Origin of the sequence: Ramlibacter sp., assembly GCF_035655895.1 — a bacterium.
GTDB lineage: Bacteria > Pseudomonadota > Gammaproteobacteria > Burkholderiales > Burkholderiaceae_C > Ramlibacter.
On sequence record NZ_DASRTN010000014.1, the window covers coordinates 42283 to 59028 of the forward strand.

At 73.8% G+C, this 16746-nt stretch carries 16 protein-coding genes; 9 read left to right on the forward strand and 7 right to left on the reverse strand.

The window, feature by feature from the left end:
- Nucleotides 1–14 precede the first annotated feature (14 nt).
- From VFE82_RS17180 to VFE82_RS17190, 3 genes are all read left to right on the forward strand, one after another.
- On the forward strand, nucleotides 15–2090 hold the full coding sequence (locus VFE82_RS17180) for a TonB-dependent receptor (protein WP_325001555.1): 2076 nt from the start codon (nucleotides 15–17) through the stop codon (nucleotides 2088–2090).
- Nucleotides 2091–2388: 298 nt separating this feature from the next.
- On the forward strand, nucleotides 2389–3321 hold the full coding sequence (locus VFE82_RS17185) for a hypothetical protein (RefSeq protein WP_325001556.1): 933 nt from the start codon (nucleotides 2389–2391) through the stop codon (nucleotides 3319–3321).
- A gap of 5 nt (nucleotides 3322–3326) precedes the next feature.
- Nucleotides 3327–4463, forward strand: a complete 1137-nt coding sequence (locus VFE82_RS17190) for a serine/threonine-protein kinase (RefSeq protein WP_325001557.1) — start codon at nucleotides 3327–3329, stop codon at nucleotides 4461–4463.
- A gap of 2 nt (nucleotides 4464–4465) precedes the next feature.
- Here the strand turns inward: VFE82_RS17190 and cueR are convergent, their stop codons facing one another.
- Nucleotides 4466–4975: a Cu(I)-responsive transcriptional regulator gene (cueR, locus tag VFE82_RS17195; protein ID WP_325001558.1), complete on the reverse strand. Its 510-nt coding sequence runs from the start codon at nucleotides 4973–4975 to the stop codon at nucleotides 4466–4468.
- Entirely contained in the window at nucleotides 4972–7188 is a 2217-nt protein-coding gene (locus VFE82_RS17200) for a heavy metal translocating P-type ATPase (protein ID WP_325001559.1), read from the reverse strand. The genes cueR and VFE82_RS17200 overlap by 4 nt, the downstream gene beginning before the upstream one ends.
- A 150-nt stretch (nucleotides 7189–7338) precedes the next feature.
- Between VFE82_RS17200 and VFE82_RS17205 the strand changes: the two genes are divergently transcribed.
- Nucleotides 7339–7530 carry a heavy-metal-associated domain-containing protein gene (locus tag VFE82_RS17205; RefSeq protein WP_325001560.1) on the forward strand — a complete coding sequence of 64 codons (192 nt, stop codon included), beginning with the start codon at nucleotides 7339–7341 and terminating at the stop codon, nucleotides 7528–7530.
- Nucleotides 7531–7534: 4 nt separating this feature from the next.
- Here VFE82_RS17205 and VFE82_RS17210 read toward each other — a convergent pair whose 3' ends face one another.
- From VFE82_RS17210 to pdxH, 3 genes are all read right to left on the reverse strand, one after another.
- Complete coding sequence (locus VFE82_RS17210; RefSeq protein WP_325001561.1) at nucleotides 7535–7804, reverse strand: hypothetical protein; 270 nt, start codon at nucleotides 7802–7804, stop codon at nucleotides 7535–7537.
- Nucleotides 7805–8097: 293 nt separating this feature from the next.
- Nucleotides 8098–8595 (reverse strand): DUF411 domain-containing protein, encoded by a 498-nt coding sequence (locus VFE82_RS17215; protein ID WP_325001562.1) that lies wholly within the window; start codon nucleotides 8593–8595, stop codon nucleotides 8098–8100.
- A 145-nt stretch (nucleotides 8596–8740) separates the two neighbouring features.
- Entirely contained in the window at nucleotides 8741–9388 is a 648-nt protein-coding gene (pdxH, locus tag VFE82_RS17220; protein WP_325001563.1) for a pyridoxamine 5'-phosphate oxidase, read from the reverse strand.
- Between the two features lie 210 nt (nucleotides 9389–9598).
- Between pdxH and VFE82_RS17225 the strand changes: the two genes are divergently transcribed.
- From VFE82_RS17225 to VFE82_RS17235, 3 genes are read left to right on the forward strand one after another with little or no spacing between them, the layout of a single operon-like run.
- Nucleotides 9599–10057, forward strand: coding sequence for a (2Fe-2S)-binding protein (locus VFE82_RS17225; protein ID WP_325001564.1), 459 nt, complete (start codon nucleotides 9599–9601; stop codon nucleotides 10055–10057).
- Between the two features lie 11 nt (nucleotides 10058–10068).
- Complete coding sequence (locus tag VFE82_RS17230; RefSeq protein ID WP_325001565.1) at nucleotides 10069–12303, forward strand: xanthine dehydrogenase family protein molybdopterin-binding subunit; 2235 nt, start codon at nucleotides 10069–10071, stop codon at nucleotides 12301–12303.
- Entirely contained in the window at nucleotides 12300–12857 is a 558-nt protein-coding gene (locus tag VFE82_RS17235) for a nucleotidyltransferase family protein (RefSeq protein ID WP_414708782.1), read from the forward strand. Before VFE82_RS17230 ends, VFE82_RS17235 begins: the two co-directional genes overlap by 4 nt.
- A 115-nt stretch (nucleotides 12858–12972) precedes the next feature.
- Here the strand turns inward: VFE82_RS17235 and VFE82_RS17240 are convergent, their stop codons facing one another.
- Nucleotides 12973–13497: a superoxide dismutase family protein gene (locus tag VFE82_RS17240; protein WP_325001567.1), complete on the reverse strand. Its 525-nt coding sequence runs from the start codon at nucleotides 13495–13497 to the stop codon at nucleotides 12973–12975.
- Nucleotides 13498–13556: 59 nt separating this feature from the next.
- The gene (locus tag VFE82_RS17245; protein WP_325001568.1) at nucleotides 13557–14144 is read right to left on the reverse strand and encodes a gamma-glutamylcyclotransferase; all 588 of its coding nucleotides are present in this window, start codon (nucleotides 14142–14144) and stop codon (nucleotides 13557–13559) included.
- Nucleotides 14145–14258: 114 nt separating this feature from the next.
- Here VFE82_RS17245 and edd point away from each other — a divergent pair, with 114 nt between their 5' ends.
- Nucleotides 14259–16100, forward strand: a complete 1842-nt coding sequence (gene edd, locus VFE82_RS17250) for a phosphogluconate dehydratase (RefSeq protein ID WP_325001569.1) — start codon at nucleotides 14259–14261, stop codon at nucleotides 16098–16100.
- A complete protein-coding gene (eda, locus tag VFE82_RS17255; RefSeq protein WP_325001570.1) occupies nucleotides 16091–16744 on the forward strand; it encodes a bifunctional 4-hydroxy-2-oxoglutarate aldolase/2-dehydro-3-deoxy-phosphogluconate aldolase in 654 nt (217 codons plus the stop codon). Before edd ends, eda begins: the two co-directional genes overlap by 10 nt.
- The last annotated feature ends 2 nt before the right edge of the window (nucleotides 16745–16746 follow it).

Below are 16746 nucleotides of genomic sequence, written 5' to 3' on the forward strand. Positions count from 1 at the left end.
CGAAGGTTTTCTCCATGATGTTCCCGTTCCGCCGCGCGGCTGTCGCCGCCGCGGCCTTCTCCCTGGGCGCAACCGCCCTGGCGCAGGCGCCCGCCGCCGGCGCCCTGTCCGAAGTCACCGTCACCGGCAATCCGCTCGGCGCGACCGACATGGTCGTGCCGGTCGAGCAGTCGTCCGGAACCGGCCTGCTGCTGCGCCGGCAGTCCACCCTGGGCGAGACGCTCTCCGGCATGGCCGGCGTGTCCAGCACCTACTTCGGGCCGACCGCAAGCCGCCCGGTGATCCGGGGGCTGGATGGCGACCGGCTGCGCGTGCTGCAGAACAGCGGCGCGACGCACGACGTTTCCAGCCTCAGCTACGACCATGCCGTGGCCGCCGACCCGATCGCGGTCGAGCGCATCGAGGTGCTGCGCGGACCCGGCGCGCTGCTGTATGGCGGCAACGCCATCGGCGGCGTCGTCAACCTGATCGACAACCGGATTCCGCGCGAGCCGCTGCAGGGCGTCACGGGCCGCGTCGACGCCGGCCTGGCGAGCGGCAACCGCGAGCGCAGCGCGGCCGCGCTGGTCGAGGGCGGCACGGACCGCGTCGGCCTGCATGTGGACGCGTTCGACCGCACGGCCGATCCGGCCCGGGTGCCGGTCCCGCTGCCCTGCATCCAGGGCGGGGTGGAGACGGTGGCGCGGCGCCTGTGCAACGCGCAGGCCGACACGCGCGGAGCTGCGGTCGGCGGCTCCCTGTTCTTCGATCGCGGCTACCTCGGCGCATCGGTGGAGCAGTTCCGCAGCGACTACGGCTCGGTCGCCGAGGACGAAGTCACGCTCGGCCTGCGGTCCACGCGGGTGGCGGTGCAGGGCGAGGTCCGCCGGCTGCCCGGCTGGATCGAGAGCGTGAAGGCGCAGGCGGGGCAGACGCGCTACCGCCACACCGAGTTCGATGCTGGCGAGCCGGGCACGCTGTTCACCAATCGCGGCAGCGACCTGCGGCTGGAGGCGCGGCATGCCAGGCTCGGGCCGCTGGAGGGTGTCGTCGGCTTGCAGGCCGAGCAAGGCCGCTTCGAGGCGCTGGGCGACGAGGCCTTCGCGCCGCCGAGCCGCACGCGCCAGCGGGCGCTGTTCCTGTACGAGGAACTGCCCACCGGCTGGGGCAAGCTGCTGTTCGGCGCGCGCCGCGAGTGGGTCGACGTCGAGTCCCTCGGCAGCGACGAACTGCCCCGCTTCGGCGCCGCGCGCCGCAGCTTCGGTCCGGCCAGCGCCTCTGTCGGAGGCCTGTGGAAGCTGGCGCCCGCCTGGCAGCTCACCGGCACCCTGGCCCGCAGCCAGCGCGCGCCACGCGACTACGAGCTGTTCGCCGACGGCCCGCACCTGGCGACCGCCGGCTACGAGGTCGGCGACGCGGCCCTGGGGCTGGAGCGCTCGACCAGCGCGGAGCTGGGCGCGCAATGGACGCAAGGGCACGACAAGGCCCGCGTCGGCGTTTTCCAGACCCGGTTCTCGAACTACATCGCGCTGCTGTCGACGGGCCTGGCGCGCGACGCGCAGGGCAATGGCGCCGGCACCGGCGTGGCCGACTGCGGCGACGGCACCTCGGCCGAATCGGGCTGTGCCTCCGGGGTACTGCCCGAGTTCGCCTACCGCGGGGTGCGGGCCCGCTTCCGCGGGCTGGAAGCCGAAGGCGTCAAGCGGTTGCTGCAAGGCCCGCAGACCCTGGATCTGGAGTGGCGGGGCGACCTCGTGCGGGCCGAGAACGTGACGCTGGGCGAGCCGCTTCCCCGCATCGCGCCGGTCCGCGTCGGCGCCACCCTGGCCTGGGCGCAGGGCCCGTGGGGCGCCCGCGTCGGGGCGGACCACTGGGCCCGGCAGGAGCGGGTGCCGGCCGGCACCGCGCCGGTCGCGGGTTACACGCTGGTGTCGGCGGCCGTGACCTTGCGGGCCAAGGCCGGTCCATCCAACCTGCTCTGGTACCTGCGCCTGGACAACGCCACCGACCGCCTCGCGTACAGCGCCACCTCGATCCTCACGCAGAGCGTGCCGGGACGCGTCCCGCTGCCCGGGCGCAGCCTGAAGGTGGGGCTGCGGGCGGATTTCTAGGCAGGAGCAGAGATGGCGTGGCGGGGGGTCGCCCTTGTTCGGCGAGCCCGCCGGCGCCGCGCGGCTGCCGTGCGGTGCTGATCGTCGCCGGCATCGTGGGCCTGAAGCCCACCCACGCCTGAATGCTGGGCAGTTTGTCACGCGCCGGGGCGTGATGTCGCCGCGGCGTCGTCCAGCGCCCCAGCCCGGCCGTTACCCTCGGACCCAGGAGGAGGCGGACCATGCAACCCAGGCCGCACGGCAAGCGCATGACCGGCGGCTGCCGGCAGTTGTGCGCACACGACCGGGTGCGCGCCACGTGACGACCGTCGCCACATCGGACGCGTGGATGCAGGCGTCCGCGCTGGCCGCGGACGTGCTGTGCCTGCGCGTGCGCCCGGCCGCCGAGCCGCCGGGGGGCGGCGCGCCGCCCCGCGCCGAGGCGCCACTGGCTTCCCTCGTGCAGGAACTGGTCGCCCTGTGGCCCGCCGACAGCCGGGTCGTGCTCGAACTGCCGGATGGCGTGGCGATCGTCGGCCTGGACGGCCCGTCCAGGGTGTTGCGGGCCGCCCGACGGGCCGCATCGGATCCCGACGTCAGCGTCGCGCTCCACCACGGCCCGGTGCAGGCGGCCGGGCCCGGCAACCTGCCGCGGCTCGGGGGCCCCGGCATCGCCCGGGCCGTCCAGGTCGCCGGCATGGCGGGCCCGCATGTCGCCGCCACCCACGAGTTCCGGGAAGCGCTCCTGGCCATCGCGCCGCGGGAGGCCGCCGCGCTGGTCGCCGCGCCCGAGGCCCACTTGCGCGCGCAGCAGCTGTCCATCCTGGATGCGTCGGTGCTCGATGCGCAGCGTCGGCGCGGCTTCGTGCTCGGCCTGGCCGCCGTTGCCGCCGTGCTGGGCGCGGGCGCGCTGGTGCGCGTCGGGCGGGCGCGCTACGCCGCCGCACACCGGCCCGCGCTGGTGCAGCTGGACATCCGCCCGAACGGCGAGGTGTGGCTCGATGGCGTCGCCCAGGGCGCCGCACCACCGCTGAACCTGCTGACCGTGCCGCCGGGACGGCACACGCTGGAAGTGCGCAACGCGCGTGCCAAGCCGTTGCGCCTGGAGATGCAGCTGAGCCCCGGCGAGGAGCTGAAGGTGGAGCACGTGTTCAACCTGCCCGCCCCGCCAGCCCCCGCGCCACGCCCGCAACGTCCGCGCGACCTGCCTTCGCGCGCGCGCGACCTGATCGACCGCTACCGGTTCTGGTGACCCCCATGGACGCGCCGCCTGCCACCATCTCGCGCTTCGGACGCTACCGTGTGCTGCGCGAACTCGGCCGCGGCGCGATGGGGGTGGTGTACGAGGCGCACGACGAGTCGATCGACCGGCCGGTGGCGCTCAAGACCATGCTGCTGCCCGAGGACCCGGCCGAGCGGGCGGAGCACGAGGCCCGCTTCCGGCAGGAGGCGCGTGCAGCCGGTGGCTTGAGCCATCCGAACGTGGTGACGATCCACGACCTCGGCCGCGAAGGCGAGTGGCTCTACATCGCGATGGAGCTGCTGCGCGGCGTCGAGCTGCGCCAGCTGATGCTCACGGGCAGCCTGCCGCTGGAGGTGGCGGTCGACCTAGCCGCCCAGGTCGCCGCGGGACTTGCCGCCGCCCATGCACACGGCATCGTGCACCGCGACATCAAGCCTTCCAACGTGATGGTGCTGCCGGGGCAGCACGCGAAGATCATGGACTTCGGGGTGGCGCGGATGAAGACGTCGGAGCTGCGCACGCAGGCCGGCGTGATGCTGGGCTCGCCCAAGTACATGTCGCCCGAGCAGGTGGGCGGCGGGCTGGCGGACCACCGCAGCGACATCTTCTCGCTCGGCTCGGTGCTCTACGAGATCGCGACCGGGGTTCCCGCCTTCCATGGCGCGGACCTGGCCAACCTGCTGTTCCACATCGTCCAGGCCGCGCCGGTGCCACCGCGCGAGCGCCATCCCGGCGTGCCACCCGAGCTCGAGGCGATCATCCTGCGGGCCATGCACAAGGAGCCGGCGCTGCGCTACCAGGATGCCGCCGAGATGGCGCAGGACCTGGCGCGCTGCGCTGCCGCCCTGGGCGGGCCCGGGCAGGCCCGGCGCGTGGTGGTGCCACCGCCCGCGGCGGCGTACGACCTTCAGCTGGCCCGGACCACCGTGCTGCAGTCGCCGGACCCCGACCCGGAGCGGACCCTCCCGCTCGGCGAGGCTGCCCCGGCCGGCTTTCCGGTGGCGGCCGCATACGACCACGCCGCCGCCTGGCGGCACGTGCAGGCCGGCGCGGCGCTGCCGGCGCAGCGGGGCGGACGGCGCGGGCTGACCATCTGGCTGGCGCTGACCACGGCCGCGGCGGTGGCGGCGGTCTGGATCGCACTTGGCTGACCTCAGCGGCCGTTCCCGGGTTCGCGCGGACCGGCGCCGAGTTCGTCGAGGATCGGGCAGTCCGGCCGCTCGTCGCCGTGGCAGCAGTGCACCAGGTGCTGCAGCGTGCGGCGCATCGCCTCCATCTCGGCCATCTTGCGGGTGAGTTCCTCCACGTGGCGGGTGGCGATGCGGCGCACCTCGGCGCTGGAGCGGCGCCGGTTCTGCCACAGGCGCAGCAGCTGCGAGATCTCGGCCATCGAGAAGCCCAGGTCGCGCGCGCGCCGGATGAAGCGCAGCGTGTGGACCTCGTTCCCGCCGTATTGCCGGTAGCCCGCGTCGGTGCGGTGCACGGGCGGCAGCAGGCCGAGCGATTCGTAGTGGCGCACCATCTTGGCCGAGACGCCCGAGCGCCGGGCGGCCTCGCCGATGTTGAAAGGCCCGGCGGCGGCAGCGACGTCGCCTTCCGGGGAGGGACGGCCCTGGCGGGGCGCGGTCGCCGCGTCGGCGCGGCGCACGGTCTTGCCGCTCATGGCTGCCGCGCTCCCTTCCAGCGCCGCAACATGAGCGCGTTGGCGACCACGCTGACGCTGCTGAAGGCCATGGCCGCGCCGGCGATCACCGGGTTCAGCCAGCCCAGCGCGGCCAGGGGGATGCCGACCACGTTGTAGACGAAGGCCCAGAACAGGTTCTGCCGGATCTTCGCGTAGGTGCGGCGCGAGATGTCGATGGCGTCGGCCACCAGGGCCGGATCGCCGCGCATCAGCGTGACGCCCGCGGCGTGCATCGCGACGTCGGTGCCGGTGGACATCGCGATGCCGACGTCGGCGGCCGCCAGCGCCGGCGCGTCGTTGATCCCGTCGCCCACCATCGCCACCGTGTGGCGCCCCGCGCGCAGCTCGGCGACGATGCGCGCCTTGTCCTGCGGCAGCACCTCCGCGCGCACGTCGTCGATGCCCAGGCCGGCGGCCACGGCGGCGGCCGCGCCGGCGTTGTCACCCGAGACGAGCACCGTCCGCACGCCCTGTGCGCGCAGCCGTTCGACGCCGCGCCGCGCGCCGGCCTTGGGCGTGTCGCCGAACGCCAGCAGGCCGAGCAGGCGGGGGGCGGATCCCGTCTCGGCCAGCCACGACACGGTCCGCCCGGCGGCCTGCGCTGCCTGCGCGGCGGAGGCCAAAGGTCCCGGGGCGACGCCCAGTTCGGCCATCCAGCGCGTGCTGCCCAGCCGCAGGTCGCGCCCGCCGACCCGGCCGGCCAGGCCGCGCCCCGCGACCGCCTGCACCTCCTGCGCGGCGGCGACCGGGAGGCCTTCCTGCGCCGCGGCGTCGAGCACCGCGCGGGCCAGCGGGTGCTCGCTGCCCGCCTGCAGCGCGGCGGCCAGCGAGAGCAGCGACGCCCGGTCGCCTTGCGCCGGCTCGGCGATGACCAGGCGCGGCTTGCCCTCCGTGAGCGTGCCCGTCTTGTCGAAGGCGACGACGTCCACCTTGTGCGCGACCTCCAGTGCCTCGGCGTCCTTGATCAGGATGCCGTGCCGGGCGGCCACCCCGGTGCCGGCCATGATGGCGGCCGGCGTGGCGAGCCCCAGGGCGCAGGGACAGGCGATCACCAGGACCGCCACCGCATTGAGGATCGCGGTGGCCCAGTCGCCGGTGCCCCAGCCCCAGCCGAGCAGCGTGAGTGCGGCCAGGCCGATCACGACCGGCACGAACACCGCGCTGACCTGGTCCACCAGCCGCTGGACCGGGGCCTTGCGGGCCTGCGCCGACTCGACCAGCCGGACGATGCGCGCCAGCGTGCTCTCCGCGCCCAGCGCCGTGGCCCGCACGACCAGCAGGCCTTCGGCATTGACCGAGCCGCCGATGACGCGGTCGCCGGGATGGCGGGCGACCGGCAGGCTCTCGCCGGTGATCATCGATTCGTCGAGGTGGCTGGCGCCCTCGACCACTTCGCCGTCGGCCGGCACGCGCTCGCCGGGACGCACCACCACCCGGTCGCCCGGCACCAGCTGCGCCAGCGGCAGTTCCTGCTCGCGGCCGCCGCGCTGGACGCGCGCGGTCTCGAGGCGCAGCGCCTGCAGCGCGCGGATGGCCGCGGTGGTCTGGCGCTTGGCCCGCCCCTCGAGCCACTTGCCCAGCAGCACCAGCGTGATCACCAGGGCGGACGCCTCGAAGTACAGATGCGGCTGGCCGTGGCCGCCGGCATCGGCGAGCAGCAGGTAGACGCTCAGGCCGTAGCCGGCCGAGGTGCCCAGCGCCACCAGCAGGTCCATGTTGCCGCTGCCGGCGCGCAGTGCGGCCCAGCCGGCCCGGTAGAAGCGCGCGCCGAGCCAGAACTGCACCGGGGTGGCGAGCGCCCATTGCAGCCAGCCCGGCAGCATCCATCCGCTGCCAGCCGCCATCGCGCCCATCTGCAGCAGGAAGGGCAGCGACAGCAGTGCCGCCACGATCACCGGCCACGCCGCGTGCAGCCCCGGATCGGCCGGAGCGGACGGCGACTCGCCGCGGACCACGCGCGCCTGGTAGCCCGCCTTCTCGACCGCGGCGGGCAGCGCCGCCACGTCCGCGGCGGGATCGAGCAGCACCACCTCGGCCGTCTCGGTGGCCAGGTTCACCTCCGCACTGCCGACGCCCGGCACCTTGCGCAACGCCTTCTCCACGCGCGTGGCACAGGACGCGCAGGTCATGCCCCCGATCTGCAGGCGCACGGGAACGGTGGAGATGGCAAGGGGCAGGGCGGCGGTGTTCATGGAAGCAGTGTGAACCTTTCCATCGTGGCAGGGTCAAGCGGGAAAGGCGAATCACCGGCGACGCCGCGGGCGCGCGGGACGGGGTCTTGACCTTGCCACGGTGGCAAGCTCCACAGTCCGACCATCGTCAAGTCCCATCCAGGAGTCTCCATGCATGAATTCAAGTTGCCCACGATGAGCTGCGGCCACTGCGTCCGGGCCGTCACCGAAGCCGCCCAAGAGGTGGATCCGCAAGCCCGCGTCGAGGTCGACCTGGCGCGCAAGGAAGCGCGCGTCGAGTCGTCGCAGGCGCGCGAGCGCTTCGTCGCCGCACTGGCGGAGGCCGGCTACGCGCCGGGCTGAGCCCTCAGACCACGCGCACGGGTCGGCGCGGCAGGTCGGGGCCCCGCAGGCAGTCGGCGTGGCCGACGCCCGGCGCGCCCGGCGCCACCGGCGGCGCTGGTGGCGCGTGCCGGCGCGAGGGCTGGTGGACCAGCACCACCGTGCGTCCGGACGGCTGCTGGGGTGCACTGCGCGACGGGGCGTCGCAGCCGAATGCGGGGACCCCGGCCGTGCCTTGCAGCGGCAGCACCGCCATGGTCAGCAGCCAGGCCGGGAGTCGTCGGTCGAACGCCATGCCCGGTCACTCTAGGACCGCGGTGCGCGCGCCGGTGTAGGAAGCCACGCAGGCTGCGGCGCCGAGGCGACCGACGCCGGCCAGGTCCCGCGGCCTCAGCCGGCGGGCCGGAGGGCGACCGGGCCTGTTCGGGCGGCCCGACGGATCCTCATGACGGAGCAGTGCCGGCCGAGTGAAGACCCATCACGACCCTTTCCAGGGTTGGCTCTCGCTCCCGCGCAGCGGCTCGACAGCGACGTCGCACGGGGGCGCCAGCACCAGCCGTGCGGCGCCGGGTGCCCGGTGCAGGGCCCTCATGCCGTGCCGCCCTGGCGGTTGCCGGCATAGCGCTGGAAGACCCGTGCGCCGCCGCCACGGGCGAGCAGCAGGACCTCGAACGGGTCGCGTCGGCCGCCGTAGGCCGGACCGTCCATGCCCGGCGATCCGACGGGCATGCCGGGGACCGCGAGGCCGATCGCCTGCGGCTTGTCCTGCAGCAGCCGACGGATCTCGCGCGCGGGCACGTGGCCTTCCAGCGCGTAGCCGGCCACCACGCCGGTGTGGCAGGAGCTGTACTTCGGCGCGATGCCGAGCCGGGTGCGCACGGTCTGGTTGCCGCCCTCGTGAACCGTGACCTGGAAGCCGTTGGCTTCCAGGTGGGAGATCCAGTCCTGGCAGCAACCGCAGCCTTCGTCCTTCCAGACTTCGACCGGCACCGGCGTGGACCTGGCCTGCGCATCGGCGCGGGCGGCGACGAACGCGGCGGCGCCGGCCAACAGGCCGCGGCGCGTGAGGTGGATGTGTTCGATCATGGCGTGGTTTCCAAAGGTGGCGGGCATGACCCGCAGGTGCCGGCGCTGCCGGCTGGTTCCGGGCACGGGTGCCTGCAGCATCTTGCCGGCATCGGGCACGCGCAGCTGCACGGTCTCGTGGAGGCCACGACGCGCAGATGGCCGCTCAGGGGGCCAGGCGTTCGCGCAACCAGCCGGTGCTGTCCCTGGTGTACCGCAGGCGGTCGTGCAGCCGGCTCTTGCGACCTTGCCAGAACTGCCACTGGTCCGGCACCAGGCGGTACCCGCCCCAGTGCGGCGGGCGCGGCGGATGGAGCAGGAACTGGGCGCTGTAGCGCGCCGCATTGGCGACCAGCACCGTGCGGCTCGGGATGACCTCGCTTTGCGGGCTGGCCCAGGCGCCGATGCGCGAGTCGAGCGGCCGGCTGGCGTAGTAGGCATCGCTCTCCTGGGCGTCGACCTTCTCGACGCGGCCCTCGATGCGGACGACCCGCTCCAGCTCCACCCAGTGGAACTGCAGGGCCGCGTACGGATTGCCCGCCAGCTCGCGGCCCTTGCGGCTGTCGTAGTTGGTGTACCAGACGATGCCGCGCTCGTCGTAGCCCTTGATCAGGACCGGGCGGGTGCTGGGGCGCAGGTCGCTGCCGACCGTGGCCAGCGTCATCGCGTTGGGTTCGGCGACCTCGCCGGCGATCGCCTCCGACAGCCACCGGTCGAACTGCTGCAGCGGGTCGGCGTGGCTCGCCTCCTCGCTCAGTTCGGCCCGTTCGTAGCTCTTGCGCAGGTCGGCGATGCGGCTGGAGAGATTGCTCATGGCGCGATTGTGGCAGTGGCATCGGCGGCCTTGCCTTGCCTTGTCTTGCCTCGATGCCAGCGGCGCAAGTCGACCGGCGCCCCCTCGGGCGCAACCATCGGCACCGGCGTGGTGCAAAGCCGAGGGCCGGGCAGGGTCGGCTGTCATTGGCGCGCTGCCACGGCGGCGCTACAGTTGCCGCCTTCTTCTTTGTTTGCGCAGGGAGTCTCGATGGCCACGCTCAATGTCAACGGCAAGGACCTCACGGTCGACGCCGATCCGTCCACCCCGATCCTGTGGGCCCTGCGCGACTCGCTCGGCCTCACGGGCACCAAGTTCGGCTGCGGCCAGGCGCTGTGCGGCGCCTGCACCGTGCACCTGAACGGCAGTGCGATCCGCTCCTGCGTCACGCCGGTGTCGGCCGTCGCGGGGCAGAAGATCACCACCATCGAAGCGGTCGGCGCCGACCGCGTCGGCCAGGCGGTGCAGGCCGCCTGGGTCAAGCACGACGTGGCCCAGTGCGGCTACTGCCAGAGCGGCCAGGTGATGAGCGCCACCGCGCTGCTGCGCGCCAAGCGCAGGCCCACCGATGCCGACATCGACCAGGCCATGGCCGGCAACATCTGCCGCTGCGGCACCTACGCCCGCATCCGCGCCGCCATCAAGGATGCGTCGGCCTCGCTGGCCTGAAGGAGCCCGCCATGCACTTCGATCCCGCCATCGCCGCCGATCTGCACAAGGTCATCACCCGGCACCGTCCCGACGCCGCAGGCGCCGCGCCCCTGGAGCGCCGCGCTTTCCTGAAGCTGGGCGCCGCCTCCGGTTTCGCGCTGGGGCTGTTCCCGGCGGGTGCCGCCGCCCAGGGGGCCGCGCCGGCCGGCCTGAAGCCGCACGAGCAGCCCGCCGCCTTCGTGCGCATCGAGCGCGACGGCACCACCACGGTCACCATCAATCGGCTGGACTTCGGCCAGGGCGTGCAGACCGGCCTGCCGATGCTGCTGGCCGAGGAACTCGACGCCGACTGGTCCCAGGTGCGCAGCGTCCACGGTGACGCGAACCAGGCCTACATCGACCCGGCCTTCGGCATGCACCTGACGGGCGGCTCCAATTCGATCAAGAACTCGTACCTGCAGTACCGCGAGCTCGGCGCCCGCACCCGCGCCATGCTGGTGGCCGCGGCCGCCGAGCAATGGAAGCTGGACCCGGCCGACCTGCGCACGGTGCCCGGTGCCGTGGTCGGTCCGGCCGGCCGGCGTGCCAGCTATGGCGAGCTGGCCGAGGCCGCCATGCGGCAGCCGGTGCCGCAGAAGGTCGTGCTCAAGGACCCGAAGGACTTCCGGCTGATCGGCAAGCCCACCGGCCGGCTGGATGCGCGCGCCAAGTCCACCGGCCAGCAGTCCTACGGCATCGACGTGCGGCTGCCGGGCATGCTCACCGCCGTGGTGGCCCGTCCGCCGGTGTTCGGCGCCAGGCTCAAGGCGGTGGACGATGGCGCGGCCAGGGCGGTCAAGGGGGTGCGCGCGATCGTGCGGGTGCCGCTCGACCGCGGCGGCGAGGGCCTGGCCGTCATCGCCGACGGCTACTGGCCGGCCAAGCAGGCGCGCGAGGCGCTCAAGCTGGAGTGGGACACCAGCGGCGTCCAGCGCGCCGACAGCGCGCAGCTGGTCGCGCAGTACCGGGAGCTGGCCCGGCAGCCGGGCCGGCCCCACTTCAACGCCGACGTGTCGCGGCTGGCCGGCGCCCCCCACAAGCTGAGCGCGGAATTCACCTTTCCCTACCTGGCGCACGCGCCGATGGAGCCGCTCAACTGCACCGTGTCCTGGGACGGCAGCAAGGCCGAGCTCTGGATGGGCACGCAGATGCCCGGACTGGACGCGATGGCGGCGGCCAGGACGCTGGGCGTGGCGCCCGCGGCCATCAAGGTGAACACGCAGATGGCGGGCGGCGGCTTCGGCCGCCGGGCCATCCCGACCAGCGACTACGTGGTCGAGGCCTGCCAGGTCGCCAAGGCGGCGCGCGCCGCCGGGGTCGGGGCGCCGGTGCGCACCCTCTGGAGCCGCGAGGACGACATCAAGGGCGGCTACTACCGCCCGCTGCACGTGCACCGCGCCGAGATCGGCTGGGATGCGCAGGGCAACATCGTCGGCTGGGACCACGTGATCGTCGGCCAGTCGATCCTCAAGGGCTCGCCGTTCGAGGACTTCCTGGTCAAGGACGGTGTCGACGGCACCATGGTCGAAGGCATGAAGGAGCCATACGACCTGCCGATGCGCCTGACGGTGCACCACCCGACGGTCAACGTGCCGGTGCTGTGGTGGCGCAGCGTGGGCTCGACCCACACCGCCTACGTGATGGAGACGCTGCTCGACGAGGTGGCCCGTGCCACCCGGCAGGATCCGGTGGCCATGCGCCTGAAGCTGATGGGCGGCAAGCATCCGCGGCACGAGGCGGCCTTGAAGCTGGCGGTGGACAAGTCCGGCTACGGCAAGCGCAAGCTGGCGCCCGGCCGCCAGTGGGGCGTGGCGGTGCACGAGTCGTTCGGCACCGTCGTCGCCTACGTCGTCGAGGCCTCGCTCGACAAGGGCACGCCCCGGCTGCACCAGGCGACCGCCGGCGTGCACTGCAACCTGGCCGTCAACCCGCTGAGCATCGAGACCCAGATCCAGGGCGCTGCGCTGATGGGCCTGGCGACCTGCATGCCCGGCAACGCGATCACCCTCAAGGACGGGGTGGTCGAGCAGAGCAACTTCGGCGAGTACACCGTGCCGCGGATGCCCGACATGCCCCGCGTCGCGGTGCACATCGTGCCCAGCGCCGAGCCGCCCACCGGCATCGGCGAGCCCGGCCTGCCACCCCTGGCGCCGGCGTTCGCCAACGCCCTCTCGCGTGCCAGCGGCAAGCCGGCGCCGCGCGAGCTGCCCTTCCGGTTCGCCTGACGGTGGCGGGTCCGCAGCCGGTCGTGCTGGTGCTGGCGTCGGGCCGCGGCGAGCGCTTCCTGGCCTCCGGCGGCGGCGGCGCCAAGCTGCAGGCCCTGCTCGCCGGCCGGCCCGTGCTCGAGCACACCCTGGCGGCCGTGCGCGCCAGCGGCCTGCCCTGGCACGTCGAGGACGCTGGCCATCCCGGCATGGGCGACTCGATCGCCGCGGCGGTGCGGGCCACGCGGGCCGCGGCCGGCTGGCTGGTGCTGCCCGGCGACCTGCCGCTGGTGCGACCCCGGACGCTGCGCCAGGTGGCCCAGGCGCTGGCGGCCGCCGACGTGGTGGTGCCCACCTGGGAGAGCCGGCGCGGCCACCCGGTCGGGTTCTCGCCCCGCTGCGGCGAGGCGCTGGCCCGTTTGTCCGGACCGATGGGCGCCGCGGCGGTGGTGCAGGCGCATGCACCGGGCCTGACCCTGCTGCCGGTCGACGACGACGGCATCCTGGTCGACATCGACACGGTCCAGGCGCTCGCCCACGCGGAGCAACTGCTGGCCGCGCGCGGCGGCGGCTGACCGCCGGCCCCGGCCGACCGCCGGCTCTGCGCAAGGGTCAGCAGCCTCGACGCACGGGATCGCCCGGGCCGGGCTGTCTGCACAGGGGCACGGCCGCGGCCCTGCGCTGCCGGCGTCAGGTCTTGGTGATCACCGCGCAGGCCAGCCGCGGCCCGGCGTTGCCGGTCGGCTGGGTGGTGTAGTCGTCCGGGTCGCGGTGGACGATCAGGCCCTTGCCGACGATGTCGGCGGCGCCGCTGCCGACGCCGATGGTGGACGAGGTGAAGTCGACCCTGGCCACCCCGTTGGCATCGGCCTTCAGGGTCTGCAGGTCGCCGGCGTGGTGCGTGCCGGCGCCGTGGCGGCCGTGCGGCGCGCCGCCGGGGTTGTAGTGCCCACCCGCGCTCATGCCGTCGCCGCTCGAGCAGTCTCCCTTCTCGTGCACGTGGAAGGCGTGCTCGGCGTTGGGCTTGAGGCCGCGCACCTCGCCCGACACGCGCACCTTGTCGCCGGCCTGCGCGAAGCGCACCTGGCCGCTGGCCGTGCTGCCGCGGGTGGGTTGGAGCTCGGCGGTGGCGGCCGGGCCCGGCGAGGACAGGCCGGCACAGCCGGCCAGGACGAGGGCGGTCGTGGCGGCGACCAGGGGCAGGACTGGGGTCATGGGTGTCTCCGGTGGAAGTGGCCAGGCCGACTGTAGCCGGCACCCGCCGTCGAGCTGGCTCAGCCGCTCACCAGGCGCATCAGCCGTTCGAGGTGGCGGTCGCGGATGTTGTGCCGGCGCAGTTCCTCGAGCGTGCGTGTCGCGTATTCCATGGTGGTGCCGTACTTGCCGCAGGCGTCGCTGAAGATGCGGCGGTATTCCTCGGCCGTCAGGACCCCGGCGTGGCTGGGGCTCTTGCGCGACAGCGTGAAGGCCAGCGCGTTCACCGGGCCGTGCGGGGTCTGGCAGGGGAGCCAGCGCGGGTCGTAGACGGCCATCGCCATCTCGCGTGCCCACAGCCGGGTCATCACCTCGCGGCCTTCGGCCTGGGGGATGCGGAACACCATGCCCTGGCAGCTGCCGCCGGACAGCAGCCCGAACACCAGGCCCGGGCATTCGGGGGTGCCGCGGTTGATGCGGCTCCACATCTTGAGGGCGCGGTGCCAGCCCTGCACGCGCGCCGGGCGTCGCTCGGCGTAGTCGAACTCGGGCCGCCAGATGAGCGAGCCGTAGCCGAACACCCAGAGGTCGCGGTGGCCACCCCACTCGGCAAGGGCCCGCTCCAGCAGGGCTGCCGGATCACGCAGGGGCTGCAGCGCACTCGTCATGGAGTCACTGTAGCGGCTGGCCCGGCCGGTTCGTAACCTGTTCGTCACCGCGGGCCCTGCGCGGCCGTGGCTTGCAGGTAGGATGCCCCGTTCCCTTTGCCAGACTGCAACACCATGCCCCTCCATCCCGTGGTGGCCCGCGTCACCGACCGCATCCGCGAACGCAGCGCGGCGGGCCGCGACCGTTACCTGCGCCTGGTCGACCAGATGGCGGCCCGCGACCGTGGCAGCGACCGGCTGGGCTGCGCCAACGTGGCCCATGCGTTCGCGGCAGCGCCTGCCGACGACAAGTTCAAGATCGTTGTCGAGCGCGCGCCCAACATCGGCATCGTCACCGCGTACAACGACATGTTGTCCGCGCATGCGACGTATGCCCACTTCCCCGACCTGCTCAAGGACGAGGCGCGCCGCCAGGGCGCCACCGCGCAGGTGGCCGGCGGCGTGCCGGCCATGTGCGACGGCGTCACCCAGGGCACGCCGGCGATGGACCTGTCTCTCTTCTCGCGCGACGTCATCGCGATGGCCACGGCCGTTTCGCTCAGCCACGACGTCTTCGACGGCGCGCTGATGCTCGGCATCTGCGACAAGATCGTGCCCGGCCTGCTGATCGGCGCGCTGCACTTCGGTCACCTGCCGACCGTGTTCGTCCCGGGCGGGCCGATGACCAGCGGCCTGTCCAACTCCGAGAAGTCGAAGGTGCGCGAGCTGGCGGCCCAGGGCAAGGTCGGCCGCGAGGCGCTGCTCGAGGCCGAGCAGCAGGCCTACCACTCGCCCGGCACCTGCACCTTCTACGGCACGGCCAACAGCAACCAGATGCTGATGGAGGCCATGGGGCTGCACGTGCCCGGCGCCGCCTTCGTCAATCCGGGCAACGCCCTGCGCGAGGAGCTCACGCGCGAGTCGATGCGCACGGTGCTGCAGCTGACCCGCGGCCGCCGTTTCACCCCGATCGGCCGCCAGGTCGACGAGCGCTGCATCGTCAACGCGATGGCGGCGCTGCTGGCCACCGGCGGCTCGACCAACCACCTGATCCACTGGGTGGCCGTGGCGCGCTCGGCCGGCATCACCATCGACTGGGACGACTTCGCCGAGCTGTCGGCCGTGGTGCCGCTGCTGGCCCGGGTCTACCCCAACGGACAGGCCGACGTGAACCAGTTCCAGGCCGCCGGCGGGCCCGGCTACGTCATCCGCGAACTGCTCGATGCGGGCCTGATGCACGAGGACGTGCTCACGGTGCGCGAAGGCGGGCTGCGCGAGTACACGCGCGAGCCGCAGGAGGAAGGCGGCCGGCTGCAGTGGCGCGACATCGGCCCCAGCCGCGACCTCGGCGTGGTGCGCCCCGCCACCGACCCGTTCAGCCCCACCGGGGGCCTCAAGCTGCTGACGGGCAATCTCGGCCGCAGCGTGATCAAGGTGTCGGCCGTGCCGCAGGACCGCCACGTCATCGAGGCGCCGGCGCGCCTGTTCGACACCCAGGAGGCGCTGATGCAGGCCTTCGCGGCGGGCGAGCTGGAGGAGGCCTGCCGCAGCAACGGGGCCAACGGGCTGGTGTGCGTGGTCCGCTGGCAGGGTCCGCAGGCCAACGGCATGCCGGAGCTGCACAAGCTGACCCCGCCGCTGGCCGTGCTGCAGGGCAAGGGCTACCGCGTCGCGCTGGTCACCGACGGGCGCATGAGCGGCGCCTCGGGCAAGGTGCCCGCCGCCATCCACGTCTCGCCCGAGGCGGCGGCCGGCGGACCGCTGGCGCTGCTGCGCGACGGCGACGTCGTGCGCCTGGACGCGGTGACCGGCCGCCTGCAGGCCGACGTCCCGCACGAGGAGTGGATCCGCCGCGAGCCGGCGCGCATCGATGCCGCCCAGCGCGACGCCAGCGGCGCCGGCCTCGGACGCGAGCTGTTCGCCTCCTTCCGCCGCAACGCCACCGAAGCCGAACAAGGAGCCTGCACATGGGCGTGAACCCCGCCACCCAGCTGACCGCGCTCGACGTGATGCGCGATGCCGCCGTCATCCCCGTCATCGTGCTGGACGACGTGGCCCATGCGGTGCCGCTCGCGCGCGCGCTGGTGGCCGGCGGGATCCGCATGCTGGAGGTGACGCTGCGCACGCCGGCGGCGCTCGCCTGCATCGAAGCCATCTCGCGCGAGGTGCCCGGTGCGGTGGCCGGTGCCGGCACGGTGCGCAGCGCGGCCGACGCGCAAGGGGCGGCTGCCGCGGGCGCCCGGTTCGCGGTCAGTCCCGGCTACACCCGGGCCGTGGGCCAGGCCTGCCGCGACCTGGGACTGCCGTTACTGCCGGGCGTGGCGACCGGAAGCGAGGTGATGGCCGCGCTCGAGGGCGGCTACACCGAGCTGAAGTTCTTCCCCGCGATGCAGGCTGGCGGGCCGGCGATGCTCAAGGCCTTCTCGGGGCCGTTCCACGACGTGCGGTTCTGCCCCACGGGCGGGGTGAGCGCGGCCAACGCCCGCGACTTCCTGGCCCTGCCCAACGTCGTGTGCGTGGGCGGCTCCTGGCTGACGCCGGCCGAGGCGGTGGCGGCCGGCGACTGGGACCGCATCACACGGCTCGCCCGCGAAGCGGTGCAGTTGCGCACCGCCGGCTAGAC

Bases quoted from the DNA above. Each gene is read 5' to 3' on its own strand.
- VFE82_RS17180 (WP_325001555.1), top strand. From the start codon at position 15: ATGATGTTCCCGTTCCGCCGCGCGGCTGTCGCCGCCGCGGCCTTCTCC.
- VFE82_RS17190 (WP_325001557.1), top strand. From the start codon at position 3,327: ATGGACGCGCCGCCTGCCACCATCTCGCGCTTCGGACGCTACCGTGTG.
- cueR (WP_325001558.1), bottom strand. From the start codon at position 4,975: ATGAGCGGCAAGACCGTGCGCCGCGCCGACGCGGCGACCGCGCCCCGC.
- VFE82_RS17200 (WP_325001559.1), bottom strand. From the start codon at position 7,188: ATGAACACCGCCGCCCTGCCCCTTGCCATCTCCACCGTTCCCGTGCGC.
- VFE82_RS17205 (WP_325001560.1), top strand. From the start codon at position 7,339: ATGCATGAATTCAAGTTGCCCACGATGAGCTGCGGCCACTGCGTCCGG.
- VFE82_RS17210 (WP_325001561.1), bottom strand. From the start codon at position 7,804: ATGGCGTTCGACCGACGACTCCCGGCCTGGCTGCTGACCATGGCGGTG.
- VFE82_RS17215 (WP_325001562.1), bottom strand. From the start codon at position 8,595: ATGATCGAACACATCCACCTCACGCGCCGCGGCCTGTTGGCCGGCGCC.
- pdxH (WP_325001563.1), bottom strand. From the start codon at position 9,388: ATGAGCAATCTCTCCAGCCGCATCGCCGACCTGCGCAAGAGCTACGAA.
- VFE82_RS17225 (WP_325001564.1), top strand. From the start codon at position 9,599: ATGGCCACGCTCAATGTCAACGGCAAGGACCTCACGGTCGACGCCGAT.
- VFE82_RS17230 (WP_325001565.1), top strand. From the start codon at position 10,069: ATGCACTTCGATCCCGCCATCGCCGCCGATCTGCACAAGGTCATCACC.
- VFE82_RS17240 (WP_325001567.1), bottom strand. From the start codon at position 13,497: ATGACCCCAGTCCTGCCCCTGGTCGCCGCCACGACCGCCCTCGTCCTG.
- VFE82_RS17245 (WP_325001568.1), bottom strand. From the start codon at position 14,144: ATGACGAGTGCGCTGCAGCCCCTGCGTGATCCGGCAGCCCTGCTGGAG.
- edd (WP_325001569.1), top strand. From the start codon at position 14,259: ATGCCCCTCCATCCCGTGGTGGCCCGCGTCACCGACCGCATCCGCGAA.
- eda (WP_325001570.1), top strand. From the start codon at position 16,091: ATGGGCGTGAACCCCGCCACCCAGCTGACCGCGCTCGACGTGATGCGC.